This window comes from Actinomyces massiliensis 4401292, assembly GCF_000269805.1.
Classification (GTDB): domain Bacteria; phylum Actinomycetota; class Actinomycetes; order Actinomycetales; family Actinomycetaceae; genus Actinomyces; species Actinomyces massiliensis.
In genome coordinates this window covers 34,921-54,830 of sequence record NZ_JH711483.1, presented here as the reverse complement: position 1 = coordinate 54,830, position 19,910 = coordinate 34,921, and the positions used below count along the sequence as shown (strand labels likewise).

18 protein-coding genes are annotated in these 19,910 nt (G+C 68.5%); 5 read left to right on the top strand and 13 right to left on the bottom strand.

All coding sequences use genetic code 11. The features are described 5' to 3' along the window. Nucleotides 1-124: 124 nt before the first annotated feature. Both ilvD and W5W_RS0111910 read right to left on the bottom strand, forming a co-directional pair. Nucleotides 125-2,011 (bottom strand): dihydroxy-acid dehydratase, encoded by a 1,887-nt coding sequence (gene ilvD / locus W5W_RS0111915; RefSeq protein WP_008733552.1) that lies wholly within the window; start codon nucleotides 2,009-2,011, stop codon nucleotides 125-127. A 759-nt stretch (nucleotides 2,012-2,770) separates the two neighbouring features. Further along, on the bottom strand, nucleotides 2,771-3,313 hold the full coding sequence (locus W5W_RS0111910) for a DUF2992 family protein (protein WP_017195545.1): 543 nt from the start codon (nucleotides 3,311-3,313) through the stop codon (nucleotides 2,771-2,773). A gap of 579 nt (nucleotides 3,314-3,892) precedes the next feature. Here W5W_RS0111910 and W5W_RS0111905 point away from each other — a divergent pair. Further along, nucleotides 3,893-5,038: a hypothetical protein gene (locus W5W_RS0111905; protein ID WP_008733546.1), complete on the top strand. Its 1,146-nt coding sequence runs from the start codon at nucleotides 3,893-3,895 to the stop codon at nucleotides 5,036-5,038. Nucleotides 5,039-5,302: 264 nt separating this feature from the next. Here W5W_RS0111905 and W5W_RS0111900 read toward each other — a convergent pair whose 3' ends face one another. Both W5W_RS0111900 and W5W_RS0111895 read right to left on the bottom strand, forming a co-directional pair. After that, nucleotides 5,303-5,710 carry an FKBP-type peptidyl-prolyl cis-trans isomerase gene (locus W5W_RS0111900; protein WP_017195544.1) on the bottom strand — a complete coding sequence of 136 codons (408 nt, stop codon included), beginning with the start codon at nucleotides 5,708-5,710 and terminating at the stop codon, nucleotides 5,303-5,305. Nucleotides 5,711-5,851: 141 nt separating this feature from the next. After that, complete coding sequence (locus W5W_RS0111895) at nucleotides 5,852-6,838, bottom strand: Bax inhibitor-1/YccA family protein (protein WP_017195543.1); 987 nt, start codon at nucleotides 6,836-6,838, stop codon at nucleotides 5,852-5,854. A 356-nt stretch (nucleotides 6,839-7,194) separates the two neighbouring features. Between W5W_RS0111895 and W5W_RS0111890 the strand changes: the two genes are divergently transcribed. From W5W_RS0111890 to W5W_RS0111875, 4 genes are all read left to right on the top strand, one after another. Further along, nucleotides 7,195-8,172: an ABC transporter ATP-binding protein gene (locus tag W5W_RS0111890; RefSeq protein ID WP_008733560.1), complete on the top strand. Its 978-nt coding sequence runs from the start codon at nucleotides 7,195-7,197 to the stop codon at nucleotides 8,170-8,172. 64 nt (nucleotides 8,173-8,236) lie between these two features. Then, a complete protein-coding gene (locus W5W_RS0111885) occupies nucleotides 8,237-9,115 on the top strand; it encodes an ABC-2 transporter permease (RefSeq protein WP_008733574.1) in 879 nt (292 codons plus the stop codon). 217 nt (nucleotides 9,116-9,332) lie between these two features. Next, nucleotides 9,333-10,958 carry a sensor histidine kinase gene (locus W5W_RS0111880; RefSeq protein WP_017195542.1) on the top strand — a complete coding sequence of 542 codons (1,626 nt, stop codon included), beginning with the start codon at nucleotides 9,333-9,335 and terminating at the stop codon, nucleotides 10,956-10,958. After that, the gene (locus W5W_RS0111875; RefSeq protein WP_008733545.1) at nucleotides 10,955-11,650 is read left to right on the top strand and encodes a response regulator; all 696 of its coding nucleotides are present in this window, start codon (nucleotides 10,955-10,957) and stop codon (nucleotides 11,648-11,650) included. Before W5W_RS0111880 ends, W5W_RS0111875 begins: the two co-directional genes overlap by 4 nt. Before the next feature lie 62 nt (nucleotides 11,651-11,712). Here the strand turns inward: W5W_RS0111875 and pth are convergent, their stop codons facing one another. The 9 genes from pth to W5W_RS0111830 all read right to left on the bottom strand — a co-directional run bounded on the left by pth (nucleotide 11,713) and on the right by W5W_RS0111830 (nucleotide 19,895). Further along, complete coding sequence (gene pth, locus W5W_RS0111870) at nucleotides 11,713-12,309, bottom strand: aminoacyl-tRNA hydrolase (RefSeq protein WP_008733565.1); 597 nt, start codon at nucleotides 12,307-12,309, stop codon at nucleotides 11,713-11,715. A gap of 43 nt (nucleotides 12,310-12,352) precedes the next feature. Then, complete coding sequence (locus W5W_RS0111865) at nucleotides 12,353-12,961, bottom strand: 50S ribosomal protein L25/general stress protein Ctc (RefSeq protein WP_008733548.1); 609 nt, start codon at nucleotides 12,959-12,961, stop codon at nucleotides 12,353-12,355. 438 nt (nucleotides 12,962-13,399) lie between these two features. Then, the gene (locus tag W5W_RS16210) at nucleotides 13,400-14,137 is read right to left on the bottom strand and encodes a hypothetical protein (RefSeq protein WP_154650345.1); all 738 of its coding nucleotides are present in this window, start codon (nucleotides 14,135-14,137) and stop codon (nucleotides 13,400-13,402) included. A gap of 227 nt (nucleotides 14,138-14,364) precedes the next feature. After that, nucleotides 14,365-15,231: a type I 3-dehydroquinate dehydratase gene (aroD, locus tag W5W_RS0111855; protein WP_017195539.1), complete on the bottom strand. Its 867-nt coding sequence runs from the start codon at nucleotides 15,229-15,231 to the stop codon at nucleotides 14,365-14,367. A gap of 41 nt (nucleotides 15,232-15,272) precedes the next feature. Further along, on the bottom strand, nucleotides 15,273-16,265 hold the full coding sequence (locus W5W_RS0111850; RefSeq protein WP_017195538.1) for a Ppx/GppA phosphatase family protein: 993 nt from the start codon (nucleotides 16,263-16,265) through the stop codon (nucleotides 15,273-15,275). Between the two features lie 41 nt (nucleotides 16,266-16,306). After that, complete coding sequence (locus W5W_RS0111845; RefSeq protein WP_017195537.1) at nucleotides 16,307-16,870, bottom strand: DUF501 domain-containing protein; 564 nt, start codon at nucleotides 16,868-16,870, stop codon at nucleotides 16,307-16,309. Further along, nucleotides 16,867-17,631: an FtsB family cell division protein gene (locus W5W_RS0111840; protein WP_017195536.1), complete on the bottom strand. Its 765-nt coding sequence runs from the start codon at nucleotides 17,629-17,631 to the stop codon at nucleotides 16,867-16,869. Before W5W_RS0111840 ends, W5W_RS0111845 begins: the two co-directional genes overlap by 4 nt. A 199-nt stretch (nucleotides 17,632-17,830) precedes the next feature. Next, the gene (gene eno, locus W5W_RS0111835) at nucleotides 17,831-19,117 is read right to left on the bottom strand and encodes a phosphopyruvate hydratase (RefSeq protein ID WP_008731259.1); all 1,287 of its coding nucleotides are present in this window, start codon (nucleotides 19,115-19,117) and stop codon (nucleotides 17,831-17,833) included. 223 nt (nucleotides 19,118-19,340) lie between these two features. Then, complete coding sequence (locus W5W_RS0111830) at nucleotides 19,341-19,895, bottom strand: hypothetical protein (protein WP_008731234.1); 555 nt, start codon at nucleotides 19,893-19,895, stop codon at nucleotides 19,341-19,343. Between the last annotated feature and the right edge of the window lie 15 nt (nucleotides 19,896-19,910).

The following is a 19,910-nucleotide window of genomic DNA, read 5'->3' as shown; positions in this document are numbered from 1 at the left end:
GTTTAAAATCAGCGCTACGCCCAAAGGCGAATAAGAATTCTGCACGACGACGCCATTTCTCAGCGCTCGTCGGGCTCGCCGGCTCTCATCCTCGGCTCTCAACCTCCGCGATGGACGAACGCCGTCAGTACCGCGGCAACTTGGACAGGTCGCGCACCGCGCCGACGTCGGCACTCGTGGCCAGCATGGCGTAGGCGCGCAGCGCAGCACTGATCCTGCGGGGGCGCGGAGCGTGCGGCGACCACGCGTCGCTCCCGCGGGCCTCCTCCTCTGCACGGCGGCGGGCGATCTCGTCGTCATCGACCATGAGCTCGATACGGCGCTGCGGGATGTCGATCTCGATGCGGTCGCCGTCGCGCACCAGACCGATGAGCCCGCCGGCGGCCGCCTCCGGGGAGACGTGGCCGATGGACAGCCCCGAGGTGCCCCCGGAGAAGCGGCCGTCGGTCAGCAGCGCGCACTCCTTGCCCAGGTGCATGGACTTGATGTACGTGGTCGGATACAGCATCTCCTGCATGCCCGGACCGCCGCGCGGACCCTCGTGGTTGATGATGACGACGTCGCCGGACTTGACCTTCTTGCTGAGGATACCCTCGACAGCGGTGTCCTGAGACTCGAAGACGACGGCGGGACCCGCGAAGGTCAGGATCGAGGCGTCCACGCCCGCGGTCTTGACGATGCAGCCCTTCTCCGCGATGTTGCCGAACAGCACCGCCAGTCCTCCGTCGGCGGAGTAGGCGTGCGCCATGTCGCGTATGCAGCCCGCCTCACGATCGGTGTCCAGGGAGTCCCAGCGCGAGGCCTGGCCGAACATGGTGGTGGTGCGCACGCCCGCGGGGGCGGCGAGGTAGCGGGTGCGAACCGCCTCGGAGATCTCCGAGCCGGGCACGCCGTCGGCGCCGGGGCGCGCGATGTCGTAGGCGGCCAGGGAATCGGCCAGCGTGCCCCGCAGCACGGTGGACGTCGTGGTGTCCAGCAGGCCGCAGCGGTCGAGTTCGCCGAGAAGCCCCATGATCCCGCCGGCGCGATGGACGTCCTCAATGTGGTAAAGGTTCGTCGAGGGCGCCACCTTGGCCAGATGTGGCACCTTGCGGGAGAGACGATCGATGTCCGCCATGGTGAAGTCGACCTTCGCCTCCTGGGCCGCGGCCAGCAGGTGAAGGACGGTGTTGGTGGACCCGCCCATGGCGATGTCCAGGCTCATGGCGTTCTCGAAGGCCGCCTTGGTGGCGATGGAGCGCGGCAGGACAGTGGCGTCCTCCTGCTCGTAGTAGGCCCTGGTGATCTCGACGATCTGTCGTCCCACCTCCTGGAACAGCTCGCCGCGGTCCGCGTGCGTGGCCAGCAGGGAGCCGTTCATCGGCAGCGCCAGCCCGAGAGCCTCGGTGAGGCAGTTCATGGAGTTCGCGGTGAACATGCCGGAGCAGGAGCCGCAGGTCGGGCAGGCCAGGCGCTCGATGGCACTGATGGTCTCGTCGGCCACGGTGGGGTCGGCGGCGTCCATCATGGCGTCGATGAGGTCGAGCTTGCGGGTGGCGCCGTCGGCGGCGACCATCTTGCCCGACTCCATCGGCCCGCCGGAGACGAAGATGGTGGGGATGTTCAGGCGCATGGAGGCCATGAGCATGCCCGGGGTGATCTTGTCGCAGTTGGAGATGCACACCAGAGCGTCGGCGCAGTGCGCGGAGACCATGTACTCCACGGAGTCGGCGATCAGGTCCCGGCTGGGCAGGGAGTAGAGCATGCCGTCGTGGCCCATGGCGATGCCGTCGTCCACGGCGATGGTGTTGAACTCCTTGGCAATGCCGCCGGCGGCCTCGATCTGCGTGGCCACGAGGCGGCCGACGTCGCGCAGGCCCACGTGCCCGGGCACGAACTGGGTGAAAGAATTGGCGATCGCAATGATCGGTTTGCCGAAATCGGAGTCCTTGACGCCAGTGGCGCGCCACAGGGCGCGGGCGCCGGCCATATTGCGGCCGGTGGTGGAGGTGGCGCTGCGGTACTGCGGCATGGCGATCCTTTGCGGACGTGCTGACGGGGAACAGCGTCGCAGGAGCCGACCGCAGAGGAGGCCGACGCTTCACGACGCCGTGTCGGCCCAAGCGTAGTCTGCGGCGCCGGGCTGCGACGCGCCGCGATCCGCCCACACACCCGTGGCAGGGGCCGAGGGGGCAACCATCCGGTGCGCCCGCCGGGGACGGCCGGGCCGCCAGCACCTGTCGTTAAAGGCTCCGGAGCACAGAGGCGGGGATGGCGAGGCGGTATCAGGGCGGCAGATGCGGCAGATACGGAAGAAAAGGACTCCACAGCAATAGTGAGGCCAATAGTGAGGCACAGCACCGTGGTATCCCGCACGTGCGCCGCGGAACCGGCGCGCCTGCGCATGGGATGAGCGGCAATTGCGCAACGTCCGCCTTGCGCCACTGCCATCAAGCCCGGGCGAGAGAAATTTCGGCCAGGATGTCCAAAACGGAGGGGATCTATCCCCGGAGCGGCTGCGCCGATTCTGACGATGCAGGTCATCGCGCCATTTCCTGTGGGATGCCGGGTCGGCTGGAGCGTTGATCCCCTCCGTTTTGGACACATCCTTGCTCCAGCGGGCATCGCGGGGGCGCTCCCGGTGAGTGGTGGCCAAGAATCTGGGACCCACAACGCCCACCCGCGCCACGGTCCACGCCCCAACACAACAACCAAACACCGCAGGAAACCGGCATCACATACGGGACTCGCCAGGGCTGACCGCCCATCCCCGGTATACGGTTCGCCCCGATCAACGCCCACGATGGCGGCGCTTGGCCCGTTCTCGGCGCCGGGCCCAGGCCTCATCCGCCTGCCGGCGGCGGCGCCGTCCCCGTTCCTGCTTCGCCCGGGCCGACTGCTCCTGGCGGGAGGCCGCGAGCGCCGCTTGGGCTGCAGTGGAAGGGCGGGAACGGGCCGCCTCCTTGGCCGCCTGACGGGCGGCGCGCTTGGGATTGACCGCAGGGCCAACGGGTCCGGCACCGCCGGCGCGGCCGGCGGCAGTCACTGGCGTCGAGCCCTCGACACTGTCGATGAGGTCGCCGCCATGGGCGAGGAGGAAGGCATGCACCTCCATATCGCTGGGCTCCGCACCGAACACGTGCTTGGAGGCGCGAACGGCGCGTACCGCGCCCCCATCAGCAGCCCCTCCAGCGGTGCCGCCGCCGTCGGCCCCACTGCTGTGCTCGAGGACACCGACCCAGAACTGCCCATCGAAGAAGATGGTGAACCGGGCCGAGACAGTCGGCAGGGGCGGAGCGCTTGGAAGCCGGGACGACGAGGATGACGAGGGCACTGAGAACTCCTTCGGGTGCGAGTAATCGCACCCGGCGGCAGCTGGAGTCCCAACGGCAGCGGCGATGAACCCTCATGCCGTGGGTGACGAACGCCTGGTTATCGCTGTTATCGCTCGCCCTTGCGGACTCGGGGCCGCTCACGGTCCCAGCGGCGTCATCCGGACTTCCTCCGGACCGTGCAATTCGTGCAACCGGGTGTGGCGCAGTTGCGCCGCGACCAGACTACCTCGATACCTTGGATACCTCGCCCGCAGGACGCGGCTCTTCCGGTCGCGCGCAGGGGACTCGTTGGCCCCAGCGTGGGGGCGATCGCGATGGAGGGCTCTTCCGGTCGCGCGCAGGGGACTCCTCATCTGGCACATCCGGCAGGACAGCGCTCTGGCATGGAACCGCCACCTTGGCCAGGGACCACTGATTCAGGAGCCGGTGAGCCCTGACCCGGAAACCCCGATTCGGGCCGATCCACCGCCCCCCTCGCCGCCGTGAGGCATCCCATCGACCTAAGATTCGCCCGGCCCACATCATGGTTAGGGTGGCCTCACCTAGCCCTTCTCCCGCCTTCCGAGAGGATCCCATTCATGAGACACCGCCGTCCCCTCATTCGCCACCTCACTGCGGCCGGCGCAGTCGCCCTTGTTGCCGGGAGCGCCCTGCTGGCCCCCACTGCCGCCGCGGATCAGCCGATCCTCACGTGCGCCGGAAGCGGCTTCATGTGCATGGGCACCGGCCACTTCGGCACCGTCTCAGCCTCCTACACGGACGTCCAACCCGCCCCTGACGCCGTCTGGGGCGACGCAACGGCCACGCTGACGGACTCCCCGGCCGATGCCCTGGATGTGGAACCGGGCAGCACCGTCACCCGGAACTACCAGGTCGCCGTCCCCTCGCAGGCCTCCCCCGATTCACCGCGCCGGGCCTCCCTGACCGTGAAGAACAACGAGGGCCTGTTCGCGAATCCCGCTGACATGCGCTTCCACATCACCGATGCCACCGGCACGGAGCTGGACGGCGGGACCTGTTCTCCCGAGGAGCAGAAGCTGAATCCCGGCGAGGAGACAACCGTGACCTGCACGATTCCCGACGGCGGCACGACCCTGACCGCCTTCCGCCGCGGCAATTTCGGCGGGGAGGTCCTGGCGGCCTGGACGCTGGACTCGCAGACGCCGCCCGCCCCAGCCGCCCCCGATGCGCCGGCCACGCCTCCCACGGTCACGGTTGACGGGGAGGCCGTGACCGGCACGGTGGAGAATGGGACTTGGACGGCTTCGGTACCGGTGACCCGTCAGGCTCCTGCGGGCAATGGCGAGGAGGCCACCCACACCCCGGAGATCGTCGTGGACGGCGTGCCGGTGACCGCCCCGTCCTTCCGCATCACCACCATGGCCGCCGCCGACCCGACCCCGGCGCCGCCGGCATCGCCCAGCGCCACAGCCTCGCCCAGCGCCACGGCTGAGCCGTCGGCGTCGCCTTCAGTCTCGCCGTCGGCGTCGTCATCCGCATCGTCGTCGACCACCAGCACCACCGCGCCGACCTCGTCGTCGGACCCCGGGCAGGGCACCGACCCGAGCGCCTCCTCCATGGGCGACCCCGGCCGGAGCACCCCCAAGGCGGGCGCGCCCGGCGGCCTGGCCAAGACCGGTGTCGGGACCATGGGTGTTCTCGGCGTTGCCTCGCTCCTGGCCGTGGCGGGCACCGCAGCACTCAGGCGAGCGCGCCGCGCCTGAGCCGCAAGAGCCCTGCAGCAGCCGATTCCGCATGCGGCGCCTCACACCGGCTTCACCCCTGGAGCGCCCCTGCTCCGTCCGGCGGCACCTGCGCCGTCAGCATCATGGGCGAAGGAGCAGGCGCCGCAACGGCCGATGAACTGAGCCGCGCCCTCACCGCTGCTCCCATGAGGGAGGCGGTGAGGGCGCGGCCCTCTCCGGCGACTCTCCTCGACGCCGCTGTGCAGCGGCACGAGGCGACTCAGGCGATTGCGCGATCAGACCTCAGATGACGCCGAGGATCTCGGTGACGAAGACGAGAGTGTCCCCGCCCCTGATGCCGGCCTGCGGAACGCCGCGGTCGCCGTAGCCGAGCTCGGAGGGGATGGACAGCAGCAGACGGGAGCCGACGCGCTGGCCGACAAGAGCGTCGTCCCAGCCGCGGATGACCATGCCGACGCCGACCTGGAAGTCGAGCGGCTGGCCGCGATCGTAGGAGTTGTCGAAGACGTCGCCGTTCCAGACCTGACCCAAGTAGTGGGCGACGATGGTGTCGCCGGCCTCGACCACCTTGCCGTCGCCGGCGTCGAGGACCTGGACCTGAAGCCCCTCGGGGGCGTCGGTCCCGGGGAAGGTGAGCGCGGGCTTGGTGCCCTTGGCGCCCTCGACGGAGGGCATGTTGGTGTTGATCATGCCTCGGAGCCTACGTGAGGCGGTCCGGCTGTCGGCGCCGCGGCCCTCGGCCCAGCGCGAACTGAGCTGAGCCGCCCGGGACCCGCGACGGCCCGCGACGGCTCAGCTCAGTTCAGCTCTGCGCCTGTTTCTGCGTCAGTGTCAGTTGTCGCGCAGGATGGCCAGGATGCGGAGGAACTCGACGTAGAGCCACACGATGGTCAGCACGAGCCCGAAGGCGCCCGACCAGGCGTACTTCGTCGGCAGACCCCGCTCAACGCCCCGCTGGATGGCCTCGAAGTCCATGGCGAGGCTGACGGACGCCATGACCACGGCCAGGAGGCCGACGATCAGTCCCAGGGGAATCCCGAAGACCTCCACACCGCGCAGACCCCACGGATCGGTTGAGACACCCGTGATCATGAGGCCGAAGTTGACCACGCTGAACAGCAGGTAGCCGCACATGGCGATCACGAAAATGCGCGCCACCCTGCCCGAGACGCGAAAGCCGGCGAACTTGTAGGCGCACAGCATGACGATGAAGGTCGCCGCGGTGGCGATCATCGCCTGCATCACGATGCCGGGGTACACGAACTCCATGACCCCGGAGAACGCCCCGAGCATGGCGCCCTCGAAGACCGCGTAGGCCATGATGAGGACGGGGCTGGGCTCCCGCTTGAAGGAGTTGACGAGCCCCAGGACGAGGGCACCGATACAGCCGACGAGCATGGCGAGGTAGCCGTAGCCCATCGTGGCCGGGTTGGTGGCGAGCCGCCAGACCACGGCTCCCACGCCGAGGATGATGGCGAACATGCCGGCGGTGCGCACGATGACGTCGTCATACGTCATGCGTCCGCGGTCGACATTGGTGGCGCTCGGCGCGCCGTACTGGCTCTCCAGATCGGCGACCTGCTCGGCAGAGACCTGAGCGGGCCGGCCATAGCCCTGGCCGTAGCCCGCGCCGTAAGCGGTACTGGTGCCGATACCGTAGCCGGGCTGGCTGGGCTGGCCGTAGCCGGCCTGGCTGGGTTGGCCGGGCTGGTACCCGGGCATTGTCGGGTAGCCGTTGGGCGTCATCGACTGTGGAGGTGCGGCGACGGAGCCGCGGCCGTTGAAGGCCGCGCTGCGAGAGAAGAATGGATTGCTCAAGGCGGTGTCCTCTCAGACGGTGACGAAGGTGGATGTCGGCCGGCACCGGGGCCTTCCGACACCGGTACAGCATTCATGACTCATAACACTCATATCGTGCCCGAGATTCCGAGGAGCCGCAGGGATCACGAGAACAATCTTCACCGTCGTCGGCAGGCCGGCCTGGCCTGCAGCTCGGGATCGGAACTGGCACGGCCGATATGACGAGCCGCCTCATCCTTCAGAAGGAGCCCACCACCCGTAACGGTTCGTCACCCGGGCCGATGAGCGGCATCCGGCTCGCTCCTAACCTGGAATCACTCCGGGGCACTGCCCCTCAGCGAACGTACTCAGGCCCTAAGGAAGAGTGATTCCCCATGATTGAGGCCGTCAACCTGACCAAACAGTACGGCGACAAGGTCGCCGTCGACCACATTTCCTTCACCGTCGAGCCCGGCACCGTCACCGGCTTCCTCGGCCCCAACGGCGCCGGGAAGTCCACCACCATGCGCATGATCATGGGGCTGGACAAGCCGACGACGGGATCGGTCAAGGTCAATGGCCGCCCCTACCGGAAGCTGACGGCGCCTCTGTGCGAGGTCGGCGCCCTGCTGGATGCCAAGGGTCTGCACGGCTCGCGCTCGGCCCGCGCCCACCTCCGGCAGCTGGCCGTCTCCAACGGCATCCCGGTCAAGCGGGTGGACGAGGTCCTGGAGATCACCGGATTGACGGACGTGGCCAAGAAGCGCGTCAAGGGCTTCTCCCTGGGAATGGGCCAGCGCCTGGGCATGGCAGCGGCCCTCCTGGGAGACCCGCAGACCCTCCTGTTCGACGAGCCCGTCAACGGCCTGGACCCCGAGGGCGTCATCTGGGTGCGCCAGACCTGCCGCCGTCTGGCCGACGAGGGCCGCACCGTCTTCATCTCCTCCCACCTCATGAGCGAGATGTCCCAGACCGCCGACCATCTCCTGGTGATCGGGCGGGGCCGAATCCTCACTCAGGGCCCGGTCGACAGCGTCATCGCCTCGGCCACCACCGACAAGGTCCGCGTGGCCTCCCCCCAGGCGACTCAGCTCGCCGAACTGCTGGCCCACCACAAGCTGACCACCACGGCCGTGGCCCCCGGCGTCCTGGAGACCACCGCCGCCAACGCCGCCACCATCGGCGAGGCCGCCGCCTCGGCCGGCATCGTCCTGCATGAGCTCACCACCATTCGCGCCAGCCTTGAAGACGCCTACATGACCCTGACCAGCAACTCCGTGGAGTACCGCACCGACGGCGCCTCACATGCCGACTCCGCCGGACAGCCCGCCCAGAGCCCGACTCCGGGCGCACCCGGACACCGGATGGCCTGACACCGCCCCGCCCGCTGACCGACACCTCCAGACTCCGCACACACGCTCACGAAAAGGCCTCATCATGACCACAGCAGCACCTGCCAGTCCACACCCGGCGGCCTCTCGGACCGCCAGGAGCGCCTCCCGCTCCTCCCGCCGCCGCATCCAGGGGCGCCAGACCATTCTTCACGCCATCAGGTCGGAGTGGATCAAGATCTGCTCCCTGCGCTCGACCTGGGTCACCTCTTTCCTCACCGTCGCCATCACAGTGCTCTTCAGCGCGGGCGCGACCATCGGATTCGGACGGATCGAGGGCTACGAGGACATGGCCCGTTACAACATCACCCTCGGCGCCACCTTCGGGCAGATCGTGGTGGCGGTCCTGGCCGCGCTGGTGATCACCGGCGAGTACTCCTCGGGACAGATCCGCTCCTCCCTGGCCGCCGTCCCCCACCGCGGCCGCCTGCTATGGGCCAAGGCACTCGTGACCTCCGTGGTCGCCTTCCTCCTGGGGAGCCTGTCCATCTTCCTGTCCTGGGCCATCTCCGCCCCCTTCCTGGGCGAGCACGCGGGATCCCTGACGGACTCCCACTACCTCGGCTTCATCTGGGGCACGGGTCTGGCCTACGCCGGAATCGCCCTGATGACCCTGGGACTCGGCTTTCTCCTGCGCTCCACCGCCGGTTCCATCACCGTTGTCACCGTGCTCCTGTTCGTCATCAACCTGCCCCTGCAGATCATGGCCCAGCAGTGGGACTGGGCCGCAAAGATCATGGGCGTCCTGCCTAACACAGTCAGCACCGCCGTATCCGACCCCTTCCAGCTCACGCCGCTGGGATGGGGGAGTTCAGAAGCCGGCCAATACTTCCTCGAGCACAGCCAAGCCGTCTTGGTCTTCGCCGCCTGGGCCGTCGTCCCGCTACTCATCGGCTGGTTCGTCTTCGCCAAGCGCGACGCCTGAGCGCCGGCACGGCGGCGGCGCCCGGCCACCGGAGCAACTACAGCCCCCGGCAAGCCCCGGCACGCCCCTGACCACCGCCGACGGCGCCCGATGAGCACACCGCCCCGGGCGCCGTCGGCGCACCCGATCGCACCACATCCACCACCGACAAGGACGCGATGGACACAATGGCTCCGTGGACCACGCAGACAACCCGCCCAGGAGCCGGAACGGAGCAGTGCTGATGAGCATGCCGCCCACGGCGATGCGCCTCATGCGCTGGCAGAGCAGTCACCGGGTCATGGCCGACTCCATCCTGGCTGCCGTCGTACTCATCCTCAATGTGCTCCTGGGGCTCGGTCCCGTGCTGACCGCGAACACCCCCATCGCCTCCTGGTTGCCCATCACCATCACGGCGATAGCCCTGTGTACGGCGGCACTGTGCGTGCGACGCACGTATCCGGTTGTCGCGTGGGCAGCTGTCGTCCTCATCCCAACGGCGCATGACATCGCCATTTATCACATCTACCACTTCGACCCGCAAACCTTCACGATCATCGTGAACTCTCTGCCCGCCTATAACGTGATCGCAATACCCATGTGCCTGGCAGCGCTCGCCATGCGCCGCCGCCCCTCCTGGGTCTGGGCGGCGGCCTTCGCCTCCGCGGCGCCCTCCACGATCACCAGCATCTGGCTGGAGGGCCTATCCGTCACGGAGACGGGACTCGTCTACCTCGTCTCCTGCCTCATCTGCATCATCGGCGCCCTGATCGGCATGCTCCTGAGGATCCAGGAGGTTCAGCTGCAGGAGATGCGGATGCGCTCCGTGCGCCTGGCGCTGGCCCGGGAGCAGGAGGCGCTTCTCTCCGCGGCCAACGAGCGCAGCCGTATCGCCCGCGAGATGCACGACGTCGTCGCCCATTCCCTGGCCGTCATGATCACCATGGCCGACGGGGCTACCGCCGCCATCGACCGCAACCCGGCGATGGCCAAGGATGCGCTCGCCATGCTCGCGGAGACCGGACGCTCCGCCCTGGCCGACACGCGCCGGCTCGTGGGCGTGCTGCGCGACGGCCCCGAGACGTCTTCAGCACCAGCAGCCCTGTCGGCAGCTTCAGCCCAGTCGGCCCAGCCGCCCCAGCCGGCCCAGTCGGACTCGCCTCCCCAATCGGTACTCGCGCTCAAAGACGCGGAGCAGCATATTGGCCAGAGCATCGACGGGGACGCCGACGACGCGATTGCCGATGCCGATGCGCCCCGTCACCGCGGCAGTGCGCCGACGAGCACCGGCTCGGCACCGGTTGTCCGCGACCTGCCCGTACCCGAGTTCGCGCCGCCGGGCACCGTCGCCCCCGTCGAACCCAGCGAGAAGATCGCCGACCTGCGCAGGGAGGCCACTGACGCGGGCACGGACACCTCCCAGGGCGACACCCCCATGGCGCCCGCGCCTGAGCAAGCGGACCTGGCGACCCTCGTCTCCCGATTCAAAGCGGCCGGAGTCCCCGTGACCTACACCTGGAAGGGCAGCCGCCTGCCCGAGGACAAGGGCCTGCAACTGGCGATGTTCCGCATCACCCAGGAGGCGCTGACCAACGTTCTGCGCTATGCGCCCACCACCCGCGCGGTGAGGGTGACTGTGGACCGCCACGTAGGAACCGCCGTACTCACCGTCGACAACGACGCCGCTCCGGGGTCCAGGCCCATGCACGGATCGGGCAAGGGGCTGATCGGCATGCGGGAGCGCGCGGCCGTCTATGGTGGCTCTGTCCAGGCGGGCCCGACCGCCACGGGATGGCGCGTGCGCGCTGTCCTGCGCTGGGATGAAGACGACGAAGGGACCTCTCCGTGGCAGCTTCCGCTGTGAACTCCTCCACCGAACGATCCGGGGATGCGCCGGTCACGGTGGTGCTGGCCGACGACCAGGCGCTCATGCGCATGGGCTTCCGCATGGTTCTCGACGCCGAGGACGGCATTGAGGTCATCGGCGAGGCCTCCGACGGCGCCTCCGCCCTGGCCCAGGCGCGTGCGCTGCGCCCCGACGTCATCCTCATGGATGTGCGCATGCCCGGTATGAACGGCATTGATGCGACGGCGGCCATCACCGCTCAATGCCCCGCCACGAAGATCCTGATCCTGACGACCTTCGACCTGGACGAGTACGCCTTCGCGGGGCTGCACGCCGGAGCCAGCGGATTCCTGCTCAAGGACACTCGGCCGGCGGAACTGGCGGAGGCCATCCGCACGGTGGCCAGCGGCGAGGCCGTCGTCTCCCCCCGCGTGACACGACGCATGCTGGAGATGTTCGCCTCTCACCTGCCTGATAGCAGCAGCCGGCAGACCGACGAGGATCCCCGGATCGCCTCGCTCACGCCACGGGAGAAAGAGATCCTCGTGCTCATGGCGCAGGGTATGAGCAATTCCGAGATCGCCGAGCGCCTGGTGGTCTCGGCCACGACCGTCAAAACGCATGTGGGCAATATCCTGGCCAAACTGGATGTGCGCGACCGCGTCCAGGCCGTCGTCGTCGCCTACGAGACGGGACTCATGGGAGCCTGAGGACTCCTCCCGCCGCAGCCGCCGGGCCCGTCACCCCGCCGAGCCCCGTGACCGAGCCGGTCTCAGGCGGAGTGCAAGCGCTGCTGGGCGTCCTCGAAACCGCGGGTGACGACCTCCTCGACGACATCGGCCGCCCGCTCGAGCGTGACCGCGAGCTCGTCCCGCTCCCGGGCGGGGACGTCGGACAGGACGAAGTCGGCGGGGTCCTGCCGGCCCGGCGGCCGCCCGATCCCCACGCGCAGGCGCGCATAGTTCTTGGCGCCGAGGGCCTGGCTGATCGAGCGCAGGCCGTTGTGCCCGCCCTCGCCGCCCCCGCGCTTGAGGCGCAGCTCATGGGCGGGCAGGTCGAGTTCGTCGTGGATGACGAGCAGCCGGGTGGCCGGATCGACGCCGTAGAACCGGACGAGCGCCTTGACCGGTCCGCCCGAGACGTTCATGTAGCCGGCCGACTCGGCGAGGATGGCTCGAGGGCCGGGAGCGCCTCCGGGGAGCATGCCCAGGCGCACCTCTGCCACTCGCGCACGGGTCCTGTGCTTGGAGAGCCGGGACCCGGCGCGCCCGGCCAGGACGTCGATGACCATATGGCCGACGTTGTGGCGGTTGCGGGCGTACCGGGTCCCGAGGTTGCCCAGCCCGACGACGAGCCAGGCCTCGCTCATGGGTGCTCCTTCAGGAGACGAGCTCGGAGGTCGTTCCGCGATGTCACTCGGCGGAAGCCTCGGCGGCCTCGCCGTCGGCGTCGGGCTCGGGCGCCTTGTCGGCGACGGCGGCCTCGGCGGCCACGTTGACGACGTCGATCTCGGCGTCGGTGATGGCCTCGACGCCCTTGGGCAGGGTCAGGTCCGCGACGCGGATGGCGGTTCCGGCCTCGACGCCGGTGATGTCGACCTCGATGGACTCGGGGATCGAGACCGCCGAGGCGGAGACGACGACGTGGGGCAGCTCGATGATGTGGATCGTGCTGGGCGCGGCGTCGCCGACGACGGTCACGGGGATCTCGACCTCGACGCGCTCGTTGCGGTCGACCAGGAGGAAGTCGACGTGCTGCACACCGGGGCGGATGGGGTGGCGCTGGACCTCCTTGGTCAGGGCGAGAAGGCGCTCGCCGTCGATGTCGAGTTCGATGAGCGCGTTGTCGTTGTTGCGCAGGGCGAGGCGGGTGTCGTGCTCGTCGAGGAGGACGTGCCGCGGGTCGGTGCCGTGGCCGTAGACGACGGCGGGGACCTGGCCGGCGCGGCGGGCCCGGCGCGAGGCTCCCTTGCCGAGGACGGTACGGGCGGTGCCCTTGAGGGTGATGGCGTTGTTGGCCATGAGGCTCTCCTCAGTCATGGCGGGGCGGCGCCCCGCGGCGGTCGTAGTGGGGGCGGAGCCCCGCGATCTGGTGGCCCGGCGTGGCGCGACAACGCGCAGCACCGTCCGGCACCACCACGTCGATCACGGATGCGCGCGGTCAGCGCGTCCCTCGCCGGGGCAACGCAGGCGAGAATACGGCATGAGCGTGCGATTCCGGTAGGCGCGCCCCCGGTGAAGCTCCCCACGAAGCGCCCCGCTTCCGTTCGCTCTCTGTGGTTCGCCCTCTGTGATGTTCCGCTGCTCCCGCAAGCGATTCTCGCGAGATCGGTCGTATTCCGCACCGAGATCGGTCCAGTTCCGGCTCGAGATCGGTCGTACTCCGCACCGAGATCGGTCCAGCTCCGCATTGAAATCGGTTCACCGCGTTCATCTCGGGAAGGCCGAGCTCGTAACCCCCTATCCGGCTGGGGACGGCCAGGGGGTGAGGGGCGGAGCGACATCGGTATCCGGAGGCTCGGACCCTTCCGGATAGAAAGTCAGCTTCTGTTCTGGACCGGCCGCCACCTCGAGCACACGAGCACCCACCAGCTGAGCGATCTCCGTCGCCAAACCGGTGTAATCCTCCTTCTTATCGTTATCATCCTGAGTGCCCGGTTGATCGCTATTAATGGCAACAGTTAAATAATAGTCATTGGGGAAGCGCCACATGAGACACGAATTAATCTCATCGCGACGAACAATAACACCTTCACCCTCAAAACCATCCAGGACAACCGGCTGAGCACTCTTCTCAGCCTTAGCGTCTTCCAATGTCAAGAAGCTCGTCGACACCCCTGGATTGAATCCATACCTTACCTCAATATCGCGCAACGGACCATTTTCGACATATCTAACATAGCAGGCGAAACTCGACTTTGTTTCTCCGCTAGCACCTACAGCGGAAGAGCCGTTATCACCCCCAGGAGGAGGGCTGTGAACGTAAGAAAAGTTGCGGATCTGCCCTCCGGTCATGGACTCCAGATCGGCGGCCTCAGTGAGCTCGCACACCGGAATATTGTCGGCAACAGCCGCCGTGGCCGATGCCGCCGCAGTCGCAGCCGACGCCGACGCCGACGCCCGAGCCTCCCGCTGACGCTCCACCACCCCACAGCCCGACACCGACAGAACCAGCCCCCATAGCACACCCACAATCATGGGTATTCGTACGCATTCCTTGAACACAAACTCTCAACTCCAAAAAATGATGCACATCCTACTTGAACTTAGTCGCAGCATCTCCCCCATCTCCGCGACCATCAGAATACAACCCTTTATACTAAATTGCGGATTGCAAACTGCAAGGCCACAACAAACCTCACCCTTTCTCGAACTCAAGGACACTGAATAGGCCACCTCATTGGGGCATTAAAATTGCCTCTTCGCTACCGGCCACCAAGAAGGGACAAGCAGCGGCGCACCTCGTCGATGGGCAGCTGCCCGGGAGCGGAGGCCCCAAGACGCCCTTCCTCGTCAGGCACGACAGCGAAGGTGAGCGCCGAGCCGAAAACCGCCGCGACACGGCTGATCGCCCCGAGCGCCCCCATGGACATGGCGGCCACCGGCACCGGCAGATTCGCGGCAGCCCGCGCCGTCACGCCCAGCAGGCGGGCCACATCCTCAGCACTCGCCGGCCAGACGGCGATCTTGGCCAGGTCGGCCCCCTGCTGCACCATCCGGTTCAGGACCTTCTCCAAGTCATCGTCGGGAGGGGTGCCCTCGAAGTCGTGGAAGGACCCCACCGCATCAACGCCGAGATCGCGGGCCCGCGCGGCAACCTCGAGCAGGCACCCCCGTTGGACCTCGATATCAACAGCGGCCGGACGCCGCCGCGGCTCCCATGCGGCCAACTCATCAAGCAGGAGGCGCATCACGCCGGCGTAGCCGGCATCGTCCAGCACGGCCCGACCGCCCTCCGCGGCCGTACGGCAGGTGAGCAGCACTGGCGCCCCCGGGGCAGCAGCCTCGACCAGGGTCAAGGCCTCCACCACGCAATCGGCAACAGCACGCAGGGAACTCGCCTTCGGGCGGGGCGTCTCCCCCAGCGCTCGCCGCACTTCTTCCAGCAGATCGACGCGCAGCTCCAGGACATCAGCACCCGCCCGAGCAGCCCGCCGCGCCTGCCGCCGAACGTGATCCGCCGTCGGCCCGGTCAGGGAGACGGCCACAGCGGGCGCTCCCCCGGCAATGCGGCAACGCCCCCAGACGAGCGCCGGGACCGCGCCGTCGGCCCCACCTTCGGTGCCGCCCATACCGGCGCCACCGTCACATCCCTCCGGACCGTCCGCCCCGCTCATCGGCCACTCCCCCGGGCCAGGGACAGGGCGATACCGTCGAGGATGTCGTGGAGGCTGGTCACGACGACCCCCAACGGGCGCCCCGCCACAGTCGTCTCGGCCACGACGCGGGCGATTACCTCGCTCCACACGAGCGCCCCGGCCGCGATGACGTCACGGCGCCCCGGCCGCAGATAGCCCCAGGACTCGCGCTCGGCCGCGGTTGAGTGGACGATCGCATCGCAGGAGGCCAAGGCATCCTCAACACTGAGCTCGGCGCCATCAATGGCCTCGGGGTCGAACTCCGCCAGCCCCAGGGCGTGAGCCGTCACGGTGGTAATCGTGCCGGCCAGCCCCACGAGGCGGCCGGTGGCGGCCAGATCGACAGTCCGAGCAGCGCGATCCAGCAGCTCGCGCACCTCGATGCGGGCGGCCTCCTCAGCAGCGGGAGTGACGCCGTCGGCGAGGTAGCGCTCGGTCAGGCGCACGCTGCCGATATCGAGACTGATCGCAGCAGCCGGGGCGTCCACACCCAGAACCAGCTCGGTGGAGCCTCCCCCGAGATCGACGACGAGCCGCGGCGCCACGCCACCCGCCGACCCCGACTCATCGGCCCCCAGGAGTGAGCCGGTGAAGGACAGTCGGGCCTCCTCCTGGCCGGAGACCACCTCGGGGGCCACGCCGAGCAGGCGCCGGACGCCCTCCACGAAGTCCTCGCGGTTGCGGGCGTCGCGGGTGGCGGAGGTGGCCACGAAACGGCGATTCCCCTCCCCAGGCTCCACGCCGAGATCGGCGCAATCGGCGGCATAGTCCTTCACGACGGCGAGCGTCCGCTCCAGGGCGGCGGGGTCGAGCATGCCGGTGCGGTCCACTCCCTGCCCAAGACGGACGATCTCATTGCGACGACGCAGCGGCTCCAGATGGGCGCGCCCGGCTCCGTCCCGGATCAGGTCGGCAATGAGCAGGCGAATCGTATTGGTGCCGCAGTCGACGGCGGCGACGCGTGTCATGGTCGGGTTCTCCTGGGTCGGTTCGGGCGCTCAGCGCGATCTCAGCACAAGCACCGAGCAGGATCCCACAAACCGCGCTCGATGAGGACGGCGAGTGTGAGATCCCCGATCGGGTTGACCCCGCGACCTGCCGCCAGCGCGTGCCCCACCAGGGCGTGAAGACACTTGACCCGGGTGGGCATGCCCCCGGCCGAGACCCCCTCGATCTCCTCGGGTCGGCCGAGCTCGGCGCGACGGGCCAGGTAGTCCTCGTGGGCGGCCGCATAAGCGTCGGCAAGCGCTTCATCGGCGGCCAGCCGCGCATTGAACTCCTCCATGAGGTGCTCCGCCTCGAGAGTGGAGCAGCCCTTCACGGCTGCGGGATGCGTGAGGTAGTAGGTCGTGGGGAAAGGTGAGCCGTCGGGCAGGCGCGGCGCGGTACGTACGACGGCGGGGCGTCCGCACACGCAGCGCGCCGCGATGCCGACCACTCCCCTGGGCACGCGGCCGAGCTGCTCGCGCAGGGCGTCCACGTCGGAGGAGGAGACCGAGGACGCCGCCGCGGTGGCTGGAGTGGCTGGAGTGGCTGGAGTAGTAGCCGTATCGGAAGTCCGGGGCACGGTCATGGGGTGGCTCCTGCCGATTCTGACGGTGCTGACGAGGGAGTCGAACCAGGGGTGGGAGCACCGGAAGGAGTGGCGGAAGCGCCGGAGGGAGCAGCGGTTCCGGGCGCAGTGGCGGCAGGTGCGGGAGCGGACGGCGTCGGGGTGGTTCCGCCCGGCTCCGCAGGATCAGCAGACGCAGACGGTGTCGGCGCCTCCTCGGTCCCACCGGCGACTCGCGCCGATTCCCGCACGACGTCGTACCAGGGGCGATGCTCATTCGACTCTCCGCCGGCGGTCCCAGAGCCGGAGCCGTTCTCGAACCGATTCGCCCCGACGACGACGTAGGTCGTCTCCCCCGGCATGACGTAGGCCAAGCGCTCACGAGCCTGAGACTTGACGTAGTTGTCGTCCTGCCATTGGGCGCGCTCCTGCTCCAGAGAGGCGGACGTGTCCCGCGCCCGAGCGATATCGCTGAGAACGGCGTCGTACCGGGCCTGCTGGGACAAATACCCTCTCAGCGAGGGGAAGGTCACGACAAAGGCGAGGAGGAGGACGAGGACCAGGATGATCGCGCGGGCGGGCACGGCCAGGCCGTCGGTGCCGCCCAGGCGCAGGACGGCCCGCTCGGGGGGCTCGCGGTCGGGGGCCGGATCCGGGCTCGCAGCGGCGGTATCCGGGGATGATGCCTGCGGCTCCGGGGCCGGCCTGGACGTCGTGCGCGTGGTTCGGCGCGCACCGGGTCGGGCTCCCGGGCGGGCAGGTGCAGGTCGGCGCGGCGTCATGGGACTGATCCTGCACCCGCCCCCGGGAATGACCGAGCGCCGTCGTCGGCGGGTCGCTCGCCCTCGGCGTACCTCACTCAAGAACCGAAGAGCATTCGCGCCTCCGGAAAGCACGTTGGGGTGCAGCGGAGAAATCCGCTGCACCCCAACGAGATGAGCTCAGGCTGTGGCTCTGCGCCGTACCCGCCCCGAGCGAAGCTCAGGCCTTGAAACGCGGGAAGGCGCTGGCGCCGGCGTAGACGGCGTCCTCGCCCAGGGCGTCCTCAATGCGCAGGAGCTGGTTGTACTTGTTGATGCGCTCGCCGCGGGCGGGGGCACCGGTCTTGATCTGGCCGGAGTTGGTGGCCACGGCCAGGTCGGCGATGGTGACGTCCTCGGTCTCACCGGAGCGGTGGGAGGTCATGGACTTGTAGCCGGCGCGGTGGGCCATCTCCACGGCCTCGAGGGTCTCGGTCAGGGAGCCGATCTGGTTGACCTTGACCAGCAGGGCGTTGGCTGCGCCGAGCTCGATGCCCTTGGCGAGGCGCTCGGGGTTGGTGACGAAGAAGTCGTCGCCGACGATCTGGACCTTGTCGCCGATCTTGTCGGTCAGGGCCTTCCAGTCGTCCCACTCGTCCTCGGAGAGCGGGTCCTCGATGGAGACGATCGGGAAGTCCTTCACGAGCTTCTCGTAGTAGTCCACCATGAAGGCGTTGTCGCGGGCCTCGCCCTCGAAGTTGTAGGTCTTGGTCTTCTCGTCGAAGAACTCGGAGGAGGCGACGTCCATGGCCAGGGCGACATCCTTGCCGGGCTTGTAGCCGGCCTTCTCAATGGCCTCGACGATGAGCTCGAGGGCCTCGCGGTTGGAGTCGAGGTTGGGGGCGAAGCCGCCCTCGTCGCCCAGACCGGTGGACAGGCCGCGCTCCTTCACCACGGCCTTGAGGGCGTGGTAGACCTCGGCGCCCATGCGCAGGGCCTCGCGGAAGGTGGGGGCGCCGATGGGGGCGATCATGAACTCCTGGATATCGACGTTGGAGTCCGCGTGGGAGCCGCCATTGAGGATGTTCATCATCGGCACGGGCAGGACATGGGCGCCCGGGCCGCCGACGTACTGGAAGAGGTCCAGGCCGGCGGACTCGGCGGAAGCCTGAGCGGCGGCCAGGGAGACGCCGAGGATGGCGTTGGCGCCGAGCTTGCCCTTGTTGGGAGTGCCGTCGAGCTCGAGCATGAGGCGGTCAAGGCCGCGCTGGTCGGCGGCGTCGAAACCGATGATCTTGGGGGCGATGACGTCGTTGACGTTGGCGACCGCCTTCTCGACGCCCTTGCCCAGGTAGCGGCCCTTGTCGCCATCGCGCAGCTCGACGGCCTCGAAGGCACCGGTGGAGGCGCCGGAGGGGACGGCGGCGCGGGCCGAGGCACCGTCCTCCAGGAGGATCTCGACCTCGAGGGTCGGGTTGCCACGGGAGTCGAGGATCTCGCGGGCTTTAACTGTCTCGATGAGGGCCACTTGGTGCTCCTTGTTCTGTGATCGATCGATCGAGGTGATCCGGATGCGGGGTCAGCCTACCGGCCGCTGTCCGCCACCACGAGGGCGTAGGTCCCCTAATTTGTCGGACTTGATCGGAATTGATCGGATTTACCGGGCTGTTCACGCCCGGCGAGCATCGGGCCCGCGACGACGGCGCAGACAGGCGGTGCGACCGGGACGGCGGCGAAAAAGCAGAGGAGCATCAGGACTGACGCGAGTCGCCCGGAGCGAGCTCGTCGGAGCTGGGCACGCGCCAACCCTTCTGGGTGAAGGTGTAGCGCGGGGAGGCATCCCCCACCAGCGAGGCCTGTATGGCGCCGACCTCCGAGGCGAACGCAGCCCGGCGATCGTCGTCCAGCGAGCTCAGGGCCCGGGAGATGAGTACGGAGCGCGCCACATCAATGCTCGCCTGGGAGTAATCGCCAGAGCTGTTGGAGTCCGCGAGGGCCGCCCGGGCGTCGTCATCGCTGACGACGACGCCGTACTTCTTGGCGGTTTCTTCGAAGAGTTGAAGCGAAAGCAGGTTCTCCTGGACCGTACTCGTGTCCATTCCCGGCAGGTCGGAGAGCTCGGCGGATGCGGTCTGGACGTCCTTCTCCGAGACGGAGACCGAGTGGGGCTTCCCGTCGCTGCCCGTATAGGTCCCGACATAGGCCTGCCCGGGATGGGCGGAGCACCCCGCGAGCACTCCCCCGGTCAGAGCCGCAGCGGCGAGTGCGGCAAGAAGGCGTGCGGCACGCGAAACGGTATGGGTCACGGCGGGCTCCCTGTC

Excerpts from the sequence above, each read along its gene's own strand:
- W5W_RS0111840 (WP_017195536.1), bottom strand. The coding sequence starts at position 17,631 with ATGACGCCGCGCCGACCTGCACCTGCCCGCCCGGGAGCCCGACCCGGT.
- W5W_RS0111890 (WP_008733560.1), top strand. The coding sequence starts at position 7,195 with ATGATTGAGGCCGTCAACCTGACCAAACAGTACGGCGACAAGGTCGCC.
- W5W_RS0111905 (WP_008733546.1), top strand. The coding sequence starts at position 3,893 with ATGAGACACCGCCGTCCCCTCATTCGCCACCTCACTGCGGCCGGCGCA.
- W5W_RS0111845 (WP_017195537.1), bottom strand. The coding sequence starts at position 16,870 with ATGACCGTGCCCCGGACTTCCGATACGGCTACTACTCCAGCCACTCCA.
- ilvD (WP_008733552.1), bottom strand. The coding sequence starts at position 2,011 with ATGCCGCAGTACCGCAGCGCCACCTCCACCACCGGCCGCAATATGGCC.
- W5W_RS16210 (WP_154650345.1), bottom strand. The coding sequence starts at position 14,137 with ATGATTGTGGGTGTGCTATGGGGGCTGGTTCTGTCGGTGTCGGGCTGT.
- aroD (WP_017195539.1), bottom strand. The coding sequence starts at position 15,231 with ATGGGCGGCACCGAAGGTGGGGCCGACGGCGCGGTCCCGGCGCTCGTC.
- W5W_RS0111885 (WP_008733574.1), top strand. The coding sequence starts at position 8,237 with ATGACCACAGCAGCACCTGCCAGTCCACACCCGGCGGCCTCTCGGACC.
- pth (WP_008733565.1), bottom strand. The coding sequence starts at position 12,309 with ATGAGCGAGGCCTGGCTCGTCGTCGGGCTGGGCAACCTCGGGACCCGG.
- W5W_RS0111850 (WP_017195538.1), bottom strand. The coding sequence starts at position 16,265 with ATGACACGCGTCGCCGCCGTCGACTGCGGCACCAATACGATTCGCCTG.
- W5W_RS0111865 (WP_008733548.1), bottom strand. The coding sequence starts at position 12,961 with ATGGCCAACAACGCCATCACCCTCAAGGGCACCGCCCGTACCGTCCTC.
- W5W_RS0111900 (WP_017195544.1), bottom strand. The coding sequence starts at position 5,710 with ATGATCAACACCAACATGCCCTCCGTCGAGGGCGCCAAGGGCACCAAG.